Genomic DNA, 14,313 nt, shown 5'->3' with positions numbered 1-14,313 from the left:
CCGTGATGCATACGAAGGCGTGGCGGTTCGCGGGCTGGAGCCATACTGCCAACCGACCTCGAATCAAACCGCTACTTCCGATGGCACCATCAGCTGTCATCCCCACGTCAATCCGAGGAATACGCTCATCGGTTAACGTCCATCATCAGGAGGTGAAATGTGAGCAACAGTTCACAGGCGGGAAGTACCTATGACGGTTTCGCGGAAGCCTATGTGGCCCGAGCGGAAACGAACGCATTCAACGCACTGTACGAGCGCCCGGCCATCCGCGCCTTGCTTCCATCCGTTGTGGGGCAGCACGTCCTGGACGCGGGCTGCGCGGGTGGAGCGCATTCAGCCTGGCTGTTGGAACAAGAGGCCAAGGTCACCGCCCTGGACGTCAGCGCCCACATGGTCGCGCTCACGCGCAAACGTCTCGGAACGCGGGCACAGGTCCATCAGGCGGATCTCCGCGAGCCGCTGAGCTTCCTGGAGGAAGGGAGCGTGGACATCGTCCTCAGCTCCCTCACGCTCCACTATCTGGAGCACTGGGAGCCCACGTTGAAGGAGTTCCATCGAGTCCTCGTGCCTGGAGGCCGCCTTGTCTTCTCCACCCATCACCCGCTGGCGGATTGCCGTTGGGTGAGCGGTGGCGATTATTTACAGACAGAGCGCATCGAGCAGCACTGGGAGGGATTCACCGAGACACCGGTGCGCGTGAGCTTCTACCGGCGCCCACTCGGGGCCATCTTCGCGGCCCTGGCGGAGTCGGGTTTTGTCGTCGAGCAATTGGTGGAGCCACGACCCCTCCAGGAAATGCGTGAGCAGGAGCCAGAGATCCACGCACGACTCATGAAAGAGCCCTGGTTCCTGCTCATTCGCGCCTCGCGATCTCAACTTCCAAGAGCCTAGCGTTGCAAAGGCCGAAGACATCGCGAATGATCGCCATCGAAGCAGCCCGTCTCCGAGAGCGGTGCCAGCACCTCCTCGACGCGTTCTCGTCACGGCAGGAGTTCTCCTATGTGAGTTCTCTGGCCGTGAGCATCGACGGGCACGTCCTCGTCGAGGAGCGCCTGCACGGACAGGGAATCGCGGACACGTTCTCCGTAACCAAGACGGTGCTGGCCACCCTGCTGGGGGCCGCCGTCGGTGACGGGTTGATCGAGGACCTCGACGACCCTGTCGGAGGGCTGCTCGGCCTCCCGGCCACGCATCCCGCGGCCGAGCACACCTGGCGCCACCTGCTCACGCAAACACGAGGGTGCGCGACCAACGGAGCCTGGGACATCGACGAGGTCATGGCCCTTCCGCGAGGGTGGGTGGACCACCTCCTGGCCGCGCCGCAGCTCTGCACACCGGGAACGACCTTCCGCTACGACAGCGGTGGCGCCCATGTCCTCGGGGCCGCGTTGAGCACCGTGGTGGGTCGCCCGCTGTCGGCGTACGCGGAGGAGCGGCTCTTCGCACCCCTCGGCATCGACGAGTGGGTCTGGCCGCGCGACCCGGACGGCCGGGACTACGGATTCGGCCACCTGCGCTTGAGCCCGGAGGCGCTCAGGCGATTCGGCGAGCTCTGGCTCGGTTTGGGGACATGGCGCGGGCAGAGCCTCGTACCAGAGGCGTACGTGCGGGAGATGGTACGGGCGCACTCGGCCGGCGGCCCGCCGGAGGGCACCGCCCACGGCTTCCTCACGTGGGTGGACCGAGGCTACTTCTTCGCCGGTGGGTGGGCCGGGCAACACGTGGTCGTGGTGCCGTCGGCGCGTGCGGTCGTGGTGACGACGGGAGACCCAGGCTTCGACCCCGGCCCGCCGCCCACCGATCGGATGCCACCGAACTGGCGGCCGGGGCTGGACCTGGTCCGGACCCACCTGCTGCCGCTCCTCCTCCCCTGAGGTCGAGCCCAATGAAGACAGGCCCTTGCTCATCGTGAGCACCCGCACATGGCTTCTACACGGAGAGTGCGACATGGTTCACACTACGCGAATCAGGCGCAGGTCTGACGTCTCCCCCCACCAGGAGAAGAACCGTGAAGCGCACACGATGGCAATGGACAGCAGGGCAAGCGGGAAGGCTCCTCGTCGTAGGACTCGGGCTGATGGCGACGGAGGCGCTCTCGCAGGTGTGCGACTATTCGAGCATCCAAGCGCGCATCCAGGTCTCGTCCACGGGAGGGTGGTCCTCCTCGGCCAGCATCATCGAGGGGCAGCGCTTTCGGGTAGGCGTCCTGGTGAACGGCACGAGCCAGCTCGCCGCACGAGAACTGGTCAGCCTGAGGGTCACCGGCCCCAACGGCTACGAAGTGAGACCTCCCGTCAACGGGGTCTTCGTCGATGCGCCTTGGAACGGGACCTATGTCCTGGAGGCCACGTGTAAAAACATCACCTCCACGGCCACAGTGACGGCGACAACCAGGACTCCTGGCACTCCCACCCAGCGCCCCAACCTCCACATGATCGGTATCCGCCCGGGTATCGAGCTCTACAAGGGGAACCAGGCGCAGATCGACGCCTGGGACCAGGCCAGCATGCAGAAGGTGGCCGAGGCGGGCGCGGTGGCCACGCACATCGGGTTCAGCTGGGCGGATATCGAACCCACGCGAGGGGTGTTCGACTGGACCGGCGCGGAGGCCCAGTACGCAGCGGCCAAGGCACGAGGATTGACGGTGTTTGCCTTCAGTGGGACGACCCCGATATGGGCCCTCCCCGCCGGCTTCACCGAATCCCACCGCTCCCCTCCCGACCCACAGTACACGGCGGACTTCCAGCATTTCTTCCGCGAGTTGTCCGCACGCTTCTGTCACCGCGTGCGCTACTACGAGTTCTGGAACGAGCCCAATGGTTGTTCCTGGGTGAATCCCGAGTGCTCCAATGGCCAGAAGCAGCAGGCCGAGCTCTACGCGGACTGGTTGAAGCTCTGGTATGTGGCCATGAAGGAGGGCTGCCCTGACGTCGTGCTCGCCACGGGCGGGCTGGACTGCAGCAGCTACACGGGAGCCGATTCCTGCAGCCAATATATCAATTGGATCTATGACCGCATCGGTGGTGACTATTTCGACGCCGTGTCCATCCACCCCTATGGACTCAAGACGCCGACGTCCGATACGGATGCCTATCTCAACATCCCAGCCATCGAAAGCGTCCGCGGGGTGCTCGTCACCCGTGCCCAACCGTGGAAGAAGATCTGGGCGGACGAATGGGGTTACAACACCCGGGACGAGGCGCTCAAGGGCCGCATGATCGAGCGGGCCCTGAGCTGGTTCGAGGACCCGGCCCACGACTACGTCTTCCAGGCGCGCTATCTGACCGTTCAGGATACGGGCGAGGAGCCGGTGGACCACAACTACGGCTTGTTCGACATCGACACCACGGTCAGCCATCCCGTACTGACCTCGCGGGCAAGCTATCCCAGCTACCGCGACCATGTATTGGGGACGGGGGGCGCGCGCCTTCCCCTGCTGAACGCCCAGATGGAGAACAACACCACCAGCCAGTACGGCGCAATCGCGAACTGGGGACCCAATGGAGGCTGGGCGAACCACGCGGAATATCCTCGCCCCGCCAATCAGGACCTTGGCCAGAAGTTCGGCTTCTATTCCGCGGGCACGCCCGAAACCGTTGGTCAGATCCTCACGGGACATCGGTTCGTGCAGGGCAAGACGTATGTCTTCAAGAGCTGGGCTCACGGGGGCGGCGACAACACCGGCGTCGTGCCCTACCAGATTGGCTATGCATCGACGGATTGCAACCTGCCTCCGCAGAGTTGCAACCTGTCTTCTTCCTGGGAGCACCTCCAGACACGCATCTTCGCCGTGGGCAACACCTGGTACGAAACCGAGGGCGTGAGCTTCACGGTTCCGGCGGGGAGCCCCGCCATCGGGAAGCAGATCATCGTTCGCTTCGGCAGAAAAGCCGATGGAGGCATGGGAGATATCTGGTTCGACAACCTGAGCCTGACGGTGCGTTAGACTGCAGCGGCCGTCCCCGCGAAGCTCCCGGCAACCTCGGCCACCTGAGTCCCGGGCTCGCCAGGAGACCTGGGGGGCATGCAGTGCAGGCACCAGACCGCGCACACTCTCTTTGGACAGGTGCCTGCCTCTCTGTCACCCTCCTGGACCATGCCCCACACCTCCCCCACCCCTCGCGCTGTCCCCTGGTGGGTCGAGCGCGCCGAGACCCTCCTGGCGTCGAAGGATGTACGGACGCTGGACCTGGGCGCGCTGTGGGAGCTCTTCGAGCGGTGCTCCTTCGTGCAGGAGAACGTCGAGCCAGACCTGCTCCTCATCGATGTGCGGGAACGTCCGGAGCTCCAGGCCCTCTGGAAGTCCTTCGAGGCGCGTGCACACTCGGTGACCGAGGCGCTGGATGAGGCCGGAGAAGATGTCGCCCAGCAGCTTCGCACGGGAGACCTCGCACCGGCTCTCTTCCGGGAGCGATGGGAGAGACTCGGCTTCACCGAGGCCGCTGGCCGTGCGAGCACGGCAGCGGATGACTGGCTCGAGGGCCTGCTGCGCATCTCCCGCGTCACCACCGGGCAGAACCGGCCCCCATTCGGTCAGGTGAACATGGCCTCGCGGGCCCAGCGCATCTCCGACTTCCTCTCCATCACGAGTCCCGGGCAGCACGACACCATCTATGACCTCGGCTGTGGCAACGGGAAGTTCGCCATCACCGTGGCCGCGAGCTGCAGTGCCCAGGTCAAGGGCGTGGAGTACGGTCAGACGTACGTGGAGTCCGCGCGCCGCAATGGCGAGCGTTTCGCGCTGCGGAACCTGGAGTTCATCCACTCGGATGTCCGCGATGTAGACCTGTCGGACGGCACCGCGTTCTATCTCTTCTTCCCCTTCTGGGGAGAGGTGGCGCACGCGGTGGCCCGGACGCTTGGGGACATCGCGCGGGCCCGGGACATCACCGTGTACGCCTCGGGTCCCCGCCACGACTACGGCGAGCACTTCCTCGAGCAGGTGTCGCAGGGAGCGCTGTGTCTCGCGCCGCAGCGTCAGGACTTCGCGGACGTGATGGTCCTGCGCAGCGCCGCCTTCTCGTGAGGGGATGGAGAAAGGGCCCGGCTCCGAGGTGGGAACCGGGCCCTTCAGCTCAAGGCAGGGTCACCGCCTGCTCGAGTGCCTGTTGGATCTGCGGCAGCGCGTAGGGCTTGGGCAGCACCACCACGCCCTCCAACGGTTGCTCTCCCCTGGGGAGCGCCACGTTCCCATGGCCCGAGGCGAGGATGATCTTCATCCCGTTCTTCTTGCCCGCCACCTCTCGCGCCAGATCCACGCCTGACACGCCCGGCAGCGTCACGTCCGTGAACAACACATCGAAGTTGCTGGCCGCCATGGCGCCCTTGGCCTCTTCGGCGCTCGTGACCGCCAGCACCTCGTGCCCCAGCAAGTCCATCAGCTCGCAGGCCGAGGAGCGCACGTCCTCGTCATCCTCGACCAACAGCACGCGCAGCCGGCGCGACGCGGGCTCGGGGGCTCGCTCAGACGGGGTGGACGTTGCCTCCGGACGGTGAGGTCCGCGGACCGCCAGCCGCTGCTGCCGGTTGTCGAGCAACTGCCGCAGCTTGCGGGCCAGCTCTTCCCGGCTGTAGGGCTTGCTCAGCAGTTGCACCCCTGGGTCAAGCCGTCCGCCATGCACAATGGCGTTCTCCGTGTAGCCCGAGGTGAAGAGCACCTCGATGTCCGGGATGAGCGTCTTGGCCTGTTTGGCGAGCTCGGGGCTGCGCACGGGACCGGGCATCACCACGTCGGTGAACAACATGTCGATGGGAACGCCACTCTGGAGCACCACCAGTGCGCTCTGCGCGTCCACGGCCTTGAGCACGCGGTAGCCCAGCTCGCTCACCATCTCCACCACCGTGGTACGCACCTCGGCGTCGTCCTCCACCACCAGGATGGTCTCCGTGCCTCCCTCGATGGGGCCGGTGATGACCTGGGCGTCCGCCGTCTCCGCCTCCATCGCGCGGGGCAGGTAGAGCTTGATGGTCGTGCCGTGCCCCACCTCACTGTAGAGCTTGATGTGACCGCCGCTCTGCTTGACGAAGCCGTACACCATGCTCAGACCCAGACCCGTTCCGCGGCCTTCGGGCTTGGTGGTGAAGAACGGCTCGAAGGCGCGCTCCATCACCTCCGGCGTCATGCCGCTGCCGGTGTCCGAGACGGCCAGCAGCACGTACTGGCCGGGCAGGACCTCGGGGTGCAGCCGGCAGTAGTGGTCATCCAGCACGGCATTGCTGACCTCGATCGTCAGCCTGCCATTGTTCTCCATCGCGTCCCGGGCGTTGATGGCCAGGTTGAGGATGACGTTCTCAAGCTGGTTGGGATCAATGGCCGTGTTCCACAGCCCTCCAGAGGTGGAGGTCTCCAACTGCACGTCCTCGCCCAGCGTGCGGCGCAGCAGCTCGTCCATGCCCCGCACCAGCCGGCTCAGGTTGACGACGAGCGGTTGGAGCGGCTGGCGGCGCGCGAAGGAGAGCAGCTGGGAGGCGAGCTTGGCGCCTCGGTCCACGGCGCGGGCAGCGGTCTGGAGGCGAGCCATAGCGCGCTCGTTGCCGTCCCCCAGGTCGCGCTGGAGGAGCTGGAGGTTGCCGGCGATGACCTGGAGCAGGTTGTTGAAGTCATGCGCCACGCCGCCGGTGAGCTTGCCCACGGCCTCCATCTTCTGGGACTGCCGGAGCTGAGCCTCGGTCCGGCGCCGCTCGGCCTCGCTCTCCTCGAGCGCGCGGGTGCGCTCGCGGACCAGCTCCTCCAGGTGCTCCTGGTAGTGAAGCACCTTCGCCTCGGCGAGCGCCTTCTCGGTGACGTCCTGGCCGTAGACCAGGATGGCCTGCACGGGCCCTCCCGGCACGCGGACGGGCCGGTAGTCGAAGTTGATGAACAGGTCCTCGATCGGACCGTCCACCTTCGTGCGGAGCGCGACCTTGAAGTTGCGCATGCTGACCGACTCGCCCTGGTAGAACACCCGCGCGAGCATGTCCTCGATGGCCTTGTTGCCCACGAGCTCCGGACGCGCCTTGAACAGCGGCATGCCGACGACGTCCCGGAAGCCGAGGAACGGCAGGTAGTTCTCGTTGACCATCTCGAAGATGTAGTCGGGACCCCGGAGGACCCCCACGACGCCGGGGAACACCTCGAGCAGCTGGCGGAGGTAACGGCGCTCGTCATCCAGCGACTTGTTGGTCTCTTGCAACTTCCCCATCCGGGCAAGCAGCGGGGCGAGCAGGTCCGGGGAGAGGCCCTCCCGCGGCTCCGCTTGCACCCACTTCGCGGCGTCCGCGGAGCGCAGGTCCGTCACGTCCACGGCGTGCTGGAGGATGAAGGCCACGTTGCCCGAGGAATCGAGGAGGGGCTTGTGGGAGCAGGTCCAGAAGCGCTCCTCGAGCACCGGCCCCTTCTCGGTGGTGCGCGAGATGGGCTGGGCCAACATGGGAATCATGTCCGGCATGCGCTGGGTGAGCACCCGCTCCAGGGACTCCCGAAGCCGGCGCGAGCTATCATCGCCCGGAGCGTGCACCTGCTGAGGGAGTACCTCGAAGACGCTGCGGCCGATGACCTCGTCGAGCCGCAGCGAGGTCGCCTCCAAGTAGGCCTGGTTGGCCGTGACGTACTTCAGCTCCCGGTCCAGCACCATCAGGGGAGAGGGAGCGGCGTCAAACAGCTTCTGGGTATCGAGGGTGTCGGACATAGCGAACGGATGGGGGGAATCCCCCGGCACCCTTACCTGGTGACGAACCTGAGTGCCGGGAACGCTCAGAATCCGTCATCAGGCGAACGAAAGGCCAGAGAAGAAATCCACTCGGGGCCTCCCCAGACGCCCTACTGGCAACTTGTCGACCTTCGCCCCGAGAGGGATGGAAAACGCGGCGAAAAGAGTGCAGGCGCTCGCTCCCGTGCCCGTGGGGCTCACACGCTATAGTCCTCCGCGCATGCAGCAGGGCCCGAGCCTCGATGCCTTCGTCCTCCTCAAGCGCCTCGCCATGGGCGCCATGTCCGAAGTGTTCCTCGCGGAGGTGAAGGGCGAGGTGGGACCAGACCGGCTGGTGGCACTCAAGCGGATGCGTCCGGAGGTCGCGGGAGAGGAGGACTGGGTGCGGCAGTTCCTGGATGAGGCCCACCTCTCCACCCTGCTCCACCATCCGTTCCTGGCGCGGCTGCGCACCTTCGGCCAGCAGGACGGCCTGCTGTTCCTCGTGTTCGAGTACGTGCACGGCCTCACCCTGGCGCAGCTCCTGGAGGCACGCCGAGCCGCGGGGCTGGGGCCGCTGCCCTGGGCCCACGCGGTGCGTATCGCCACGTGCGTGTCCGAGTGCCTGAGCTACCTGCACACCCTCCGAGGTCGGGAGGGGCAGCCACTGGGACTCGTCCACCGCGACATCCATCCCGGCAACATCATGATCGCCGACACCGGAGCGGTGAAGCTGCTCGACTTCGGCATCGCACGCAGGGCCGGACGGCTGACGGAGACGCAGCCTGGCCGGGTCAAGGCCCGGCTGGAGTACGCCACGCCCGAGCAGCTTCGCGAGGCGCCGCTGAATGGCCAGACGGATGTTCATGGCCTGGCGCTGACGCTCTACGAGCTGCTCTCGGGCGTGCAGCCCCTGCGGCGGGCCACTCCCGTGCAGACGATGGAAGCCGTGATGAAGGAGGTTCCCCGCGGACTGGGCGCGGTACGTCCTGCCGTGCCCGACGCGATTCAGCGGAGTGTGACGGCGGCCCTCGCCAAGGAGCCCGCGCAGCGCCCTTCTCTGATGGAGCTCCGCACGTCGTTCGACCAGGCCCTGCGCGGCGCCCCTCTAGTGGGCCTGCCCGAACTGGCCGAGCTGGTGGCACCCTGGCTCCCTGGCTCCGGGCGTCTACCTTGGAGCCAGGACCGCACGCGGGAGGGCGTCACCGCCACCCACACCGCCGACGTGTCCCGCTCATCTCCGAAGACGAAGAGCTGACGCTCAGTCGCCCGCCTTCAGCCCGTAGCGGTTGAGCAGTCCGTGAACGTGGCTGCGCGCCAGCCCCGCGGTCCGCGCCACCTCTGAGATGTTGTTGCCACACCGCGCGAGCAGCGCCGTCAGGTACTCGCGGGTGAAGGCCTCCACCATGCGCTCCTTGGCCTCCTTGAAGGTCAGGGCGCTCAAGTCCTCGGTCGAGGTGACCGCACTCACCGGCTGCAGGTCCGGCAGCTCCACGTCCCCCGCGGCGAGGACGCGGTGCACGAAGTTGCGCAGCTCCCGCACGTTGCCCGGCCAGTCATAGCCCACCAGCCGCTGCACCAGCGCGTCCGTGAGCGGGAAGTCCGGCTGGCCGGCCTGCTGAAAGAGGTGGCGCGCCAGCAGGGGAATGTCTTCCGCACGCTCGCGCAGCGCAGGGACTCGCACCGGCACCACCGCCAACCGGTAGTAGAGGTCCGCCCGGAAGCGCCCCGCGGCCACCTCCGCCTTCAAGTCGCGGTGCGTGGCCGCCACCACGCGCACGTCCACGTCTCGCGCGGCATTGTCACCCACCCGGCGCACCGTGCCCGACTCCAACACCCGGAGCAGCTTCGGCTGGAGCTCCAGGGGAAGCTCACCCACCTCGTCGAGGAAGACAGTGCCGCCATGCGCTTGCACCAGGTGCCCCTGGCGCTCGGCATGCGCGCCCGTGAAGGCGCCCTTGGCGTGCCCGAACAGCTCGCTCTCGATGAGCGAGGGAACCACCGCCCCGCAGTCCACGATGACAAAGGGCTTGGAGCTCCGAGGCGAGGCCAGGTGAACGGCCTCGGCCAGCAGCTCCTTGCCGGTGCCCGTCTCCCCCAGCAGCAACACGGAGAAGGAGGAGCGCGCGGTCCGCTCCAGCACGCCGAAGAGACGCTGCATCGCGGCGCTCTGCCCCAGCGCACGCCCGAAGGAGGTGCGCGGTGCAGGCTCAGCACCCTCCTCGGACGGCTCGGGCATCACGAGCAGCGTCGTCTTACCTAGGGTGAAGCGGGATTCACTGGCGACGGTGACCTCGTGAATTCTCACTCCCAGAGACCAGGTGCCGTTGCGCGAGCCCACGTCGCGAACTCGCACGCCCTCCGGCCGAGCCTGAATCTCCAGGTGGATCCGCGACACCGTCGGATCGCTCAGCCGCAGGCCACCCTCCACCTGGGTGCCCACCAACAACGTCCCTTCAAGGGGGAGCTCCTGGCGCGCATCCGGCCCGGTCTCCACGACCACTCGAAAACGTGGGCCACGCGGCGCGGGTCGCCCCTCCGCCAAGGCACCGGGGGAGAGCGGTTCGGTGGAGGAAATACCCATGCGGTATGGCAACATAGGACCCTCGCATGGCTCCCCACAAGCACCCCTCCTCGTGCGCCACCTGCGGGCTGCCCATCCCTTCTGAAGAGGCCTCCTGCACGGAGTGCACCGCCATCACTCAGCACGTCGGAGAGGAAGGGTGGCGCCTGCGCACGCCGGCGCGGCGGCCCCTGACCCCAGGTGACGTGCTGGAGGGCAAGTGGCGGTTGGAGGAGCTGCTGGGCGCCGGAGGCATGGGCCAGGTGTTCCGGGCCCGAGACCTCGCGCTCGAGCGCCCCGTGGCCATCAAGCTGCTTCACGAGGCGCTGTGCGAGGACCCGGAGAGCGTGGCGCGTTTCGAACGGGAAGCGCGAGCGATGGCGCGGCTGGAGCACCCGCACATCACCCCCATCTACGCCGTCGGCCAGGAGGGCGGACGTCCGTTCATCGTGATGAAGCACCTGGAGGGGATGACCCTGGCGCGCTACCTGCGCTCGGTGCCCGGTCCCCTGCCCGTGCCGGAAGTGCTCGCTCTCGCGCGGCAGCTCTGCGCCGGGCTGGACTTCATCCACCAGCGCGGCTGCGTCCACCGCGACATCAAGCCGGGGAACATCTTCCTCTCCACGGGTGGGCACGCCACGCTGCTCGACTTCGGCATCCTCTGGGAGCACCGCGGCGAGGAGGCCACCCGGAGCGGCTTGCGGCTCGGCACGCCCAGCTACATGGCACCGGAGCAGGCCCGCGGTGAGCCTGTCGACGGCCGCGCGGACCTGTTCTCCCTCGGGCTGGTGTTGCTGGAGGTGTTGACGGGCCTGCCTCCGTCGAGCACCTGTCGGCTCCTCGGAGACGGGCCACAGGCGGCGGCCCAGGCGCTCCGGGAGCAGGCACCGTGGCTCCCGCGCCCTCTCGCGGAAGTGCTCGTCCGGGCCACCGCGATGAACCCGGAGCAGCGCCACGCGGGTGCACTCGCGCTGCTCACCGCGCTGGAGGGGGCAGAGCTCGAGCCCCCCCAACCTCCCCCCACCCCGGCGCCGGTTCCAGAGGTGCGCAAGAACCGCGTGCGGCCCATGGCCCTGGCAGTGCTGGGCGTTGCGAGCGTTGGAGCCCTCCTTGTCGGGATGCTCACGCCTTGGAGCAAGGGAGAGACTCCGGCTGCGCCCGCCCCCGCCCCCGCTGCTCCGAGCTCCGTGTCGGCAGCCATCACCGCACCGCCAGCCTCCGCCACGCCGAAGCCAGTGCAGGAGGCCACCACCGCACGAGACTCCGCCGCGCCCCCTCCCGCTCCGGACACCACGCCCGCAGTCGCCCTGGCGCCCGTCCCCGTGGCGCCGGCCTCCTCCGCCACAAAATCCCCCCGAGTCAGAGCACAGGCCGCGCGCGCCTCCTCCGTGGGTGGTGACTCCCGGCCGAGAGCCAAGCAGGGACAAGGAGAGCTGCGCGTGGTGACCTTGCACAAGGGACGAGCCGTCTGGGCCAACCTCAGCGTGGACGGCAAGCACCACGGCGCCACACCGGTGTCACTGGACCTGCCCGGAGGGCGGCACTCCGTGCGCGTGGAACGTAACGGCTTTGTAACGCAGGAGCGCCAGGTCGAGGTTTCCCCGGGAACGAAAGCAGTGGTACGCATCGAACTCCACGAATGAGCGCTCCCCAATTGGTGATGTCGCTGCTCCTCGCCGCCGGTGCGCCCGTCGAGCAGCACCGCGAGCTGGATGCGGCGCTCGAGGCCCTGTCCGAAGGGGACTTCGAGTCCGCGCTCTCCCGTGTAGAAGAGGGGCTCCGGAAGACCCGTGACGAGACCCGCATCGCGCGGCTGCACCTGGTCCGGGGCGAGGCGTACGCGGCACTCCGTCAATACGCCCAGATGGAAGCCGCCTTCGCCCAGGCGCTCGAGTCGGACCCAGACGTCCGCCTGGACCCAGAGCGTGTGCAGCCCACTGTGGTAACGCTCTTCGAGAAACTGCGCGAGCGGCTCCGGGGAGAGCTGTCCATCGAAGTCGAGCCCTCCGGAGCGAAGCTTCGTCTCGATGGACAGCCGCTCGGTCAGGCGCCCTGGCGGGGCCCGGTTCCCATCGGAACGCACACGCTGGAAGTGGGCTCGGGGATGACCACGCTCCAGGTCAAAGTACGACCCGGCCGGACGGAGCAGGTGCATGTCGTCCTCTCGCCGACCGCCACCGCTTCGGAAGGGACGCCCTCCTCCGGACCCGCCTTCAGCGCCCAGGCGCGAGCCGTGCTGGGACTGTCCCCTCTGTCAGGGGTGGGAATGGAAGCGGGTGTGAGGCTGGCGGGCACGTATGTCTATGGCGAGCTCAACGCCACCGCGGGACGCCGGTTCGGCGCCTCCGCGCGCCTGGGAGCCCAGGCGCCGGAGCTCGTGGGTCCGCTGACCTTCTTCCTCTCCCTCGACGCCTACGCCATGGGAGGGCCGATCCTATTCGGCGGCGGGCTGACCGCCGGAGCCAGCCTTCCCCTCTCCACGCGCTTCGACCTCTTCGCGGAGCTGAGTGGACGATGGCTCCCAGCGAGCGCCTCGTACAGCAACATGCACGTCCTGGGCAGCACCGGACTGCGCTTTACGCCAGGCAGGTAGTCACACCTGCCTGGCGCGGCAACCCACTCAGAAGAGCTGCTGGTAACGCGCGGCCGAGTTGGGCATGCGGGTGTACGGGTAGAGGATCCAGCGGCGGTTGTCCCTGTCCACGTTGAAGAGGATCTCGTAGAGGACCTTGCCAGCGCCGGTACCACCGTTGACCTTGAAGAAGTTGTGCATCTGCTCGATCCACACGGTGGAGTCACCGTTGTCCGCGTTGCCGGACCACTCGGAGATGGCCAACGGCAGGCCCACGCTCCGGGCGAACTCGAGGTGCTTCGCCAGACCCTTGGGCGCACCGTAACCGTCAGTCTGCTGGATGGAGTTGTTCCAGTCCGTCACGGTCGCGACGTAGGGGTACTGGTTGTAGTAGTCGACGCTCATCACATCCACGTAGGCGGCGCCGGGGAAGGTCTTCCGCCAATCGATGCCCGAGCTCACGGACTCACGGTTGACGCTGAATACCAGCTTGGCGGCCGGGAAGATCTCCTTCTGCAGCGCACGGTAGCGCTTCCACGCGGTGATGAAGGACGTCGCGTCGCTCGCGGTGACCTTCCAGGGGTACCAGTTGCCGTTCATCTCATGGGCGAAGCGGATGTAGACCGTGCCCGGGCGGCTGCCCCACTTGGTCTTCAGCGTGTTGAGCGACTGGCGCCAACGCGCATCGTAGGCACCGCTCGCCGCCGCGGCCCAGGACTCGCCCGAGTCGAAGGCACCCACCGCGATGTCGATGCTCTGCTGCCAGCTGCCATACTCGCCGCTGGGATCCAGCTGCCAGAAGTTCGCGGCATTCAGGTTGTTGTCAGACCAGCTCCCGGCAATCTTCACCGCGCTGCCGCGCCAGGTGGCGAAGGCGCCCGAGGGCACGCCCTGGCCAGAGGCTCCGGACATCCAGGGGCCCGAGGTTCCAGGGTCGGAACCACCGCCAGCCACGGCCACCGTGAAGGCGATGCCCGTTCCATCACGCCAGACGCTCGAGGTGTCTTCCCAGGTCGGGTAGAGCTCCCAGGTGCCCAGCGGATCAGTCGAGGCGATGACGCGGGTCGCCGTGAGGGTCACGCTCTCGCCCGGCTGCAGGGTGCGGTTGGAGAGGCGCGGCGTCAGGTCATAGAAGGGGCCGCCCGCGTGCGTGCCGCCGGGAGCGCGCGAGGTGAGCACGATGTTCTTCGCGGTGACCGCGGTGGTGCCGTTGTTCTTGTAGGTCACCTTCGCGCTCAGGGTCTGACCGCGCTCCAGCGAGACATCCGTGGCCGTGACCGCCTGGGTGATGGTCAAGGCGCCAGAGGTCTCGACAGCTCCGACGGATTCGCCGTAGGTCTCGTTGCTCCCCGCGTCCTCCATAGGACCACCGCAGGCCGTGGAGAGGGCGAGCATCACAGAAGTGACGAGCGCGGTGAGATAACCACGTGAGAAGAAGCGAGGGTTTGTTGCTGCTCGAGTCATGAGAAGCCTCTTGGAAGAGGTGGGGGGGTACGGCCGCACATAGAGCA

Annotated in this window: 10 protein-coding genes; 7 read left to right on the top strand and 3 right to left on the bottom strand. The window is 67.3% G+C overall.

Translation table 11 applies throughout. The features are described from left to right. The first annotated feature begins 159 nt into the window (after positions 1-159). From F0U60_RS17840 to F0U60_RS17825, 4 genes are all read left to right on the top strand, one after another. Positions 160-891: a class I SAM-dependent methyltransferase gene (locus F0U60_RS17840; protein WP_395821317.1), complete on the top strand. Its 732-nt coding sequence runs from the start codon at positions 160-162 to the stop codon at positions 889-891. A gap of 26 nt (positions 892-917) precedes the next feature. Then, positions 918-1,874: a serine hydrolase domain-containing protein gene (locus F0U60_RS17835; RefSeq protein ID WP_395821314.1), complete on the top strand. Its 957-nt coding sequence runs from the start codon at positions 918-920 to the stop codon at positions 1,872-1,874. 134 nt (positions 1,875-2,008) lie between these two features. Next, positions 2,009-3,946: a hypothetical protein gene (locus F0U60_RS17830; protein WP_395821312.1), complete on the top strand. Its 1,938-nt coding sequence runs from the start codon at positions 2,009-2,011 to the stop codon at positions 3,944-3,946. Positions 3,947-4,096: 150 nt separating this feature from the next. Beyond that, positions 4,097-5,026 carry a class I SAM-dependent methyltransferase gene (locus tag F0U60_RS17825; protein ID WP_395821310.1) on the top strand — a complete coding sequence of 310 codons (930 nt, stop codon included), beginning with the start codon at positions 4,097-4,099 and terminating at the stop codon, positions 5,024-5,026. Positions 5,027-5,075: 49 nt separating this feature from the next. Here F0U60_RS17825 and F0U60_RS17820 read toward each other — a convergent pair whose 3' ends face one another. Continuing rightward, on the bottom strand, positions 5,076-7,667 hold the full coding sequence (locus F0U60_RS17820) for a response regulator (RefSeq protein WP_395821307.1): 2,592 nt from the start codon (positions 7,665-7,667) through the stop codon (positions 5,076-5,078). 166 nt (positions 7,668-7,833) lie between these two features. Between F0U60_RS17820 and F0U60_RS17815 the strand changes: the two genes are divergently transcribed. Then, positions 7,834-8,925 carry a serine/threonine-protein kinase gene (locus tag F0U60_RS17815; protein ID WP_395821304.1) on the top strand — a complete coding sequence of 364 codons (1,092 nt, stop codon included), beginning with the start codon at positions 7,834-7,836 and terminating at the stop codon, positions 8,923-8,925. A 3-nt stretch (positions 8,926-8,928) separates the two neighbouring features. Here the strand turns inward: F0U60_RS17815 and F0U60_RS17810 are convergent, their stop codons facing one another. Then, the gene (locus tag F0U60_RS17810; protein ID WP_395821302.1) at positions 8,929-10,164 is read right to left on the bottom strand and encodes a sigma 54-interacting transcriptional regulator; all 1,236 of its coding nucleotides are present in this window, start codon (positions 10,162-10,164) and stop codon (positions 8,929-8,931) included. 113 nt (positions 10,165-10,277) lie between these two features. Between F0U60_RS17810 and F0U60_RS17805 the strand changes: the two genes are divergently transcribed. Both F0U60_RS17805 and F0U60_RS17800 read left to right on the top strand, forming a co-directional pair. After that, positions 10,278-11,873, top strand: a complete 1,596-nt coding sequence (locus F0U60_RS17805) for a protein kinase (RefSeq protein WP_395821299.1) — start codon at positions 10,278-10,280, stop codon at positions 11,871-11,873. Beyond that, entirely contained in the window at positions 11,870-12,823 is a 954-nt protein-coding gene (locus F0U60_RS17800) for a PEGA domain-containing protein (RefSeq protein WP_395821297.1), read from the top strand. Before F0U60_RS17805 ends, F0U60_RS17800 begins: the two co-directional genes overlap by 4 nt. 27 nt (positions 12,824-12,850) lie before the next feature. Here F0U60_RS17800 and F0U60_RS17795 read toward each other — a convergent pair whose 3' ends face one another. After that, positions 12,851-14,266 carry a glycosyl hydrolase gene (locus F0U60_RS17795; protein ID WP_395821294.1) on the bottom strand — a complete coding sequence of 472 codons (1,416 nt, stop codon included), beginning with the start codon at positions 14,264-14,266 and terminating at the stop codon, positions 12,851-12,853. Positions 14,267-14,313 lie beyond the last annotated feature (47 nt).

It is taken from the genome of Archangium minus (assembly GCF_044360475.1).
Lineage (GTDB): Bacteria > Myxococcota > Myxococcia > Myxococcales > Myxococcaceae > Archangium > Archangium minus.
The sequence above is the reverse complement of the archived record's forward strand: the minus strand, read 5'-3'. Positions and strand labels throughout refer to the sequence as shown.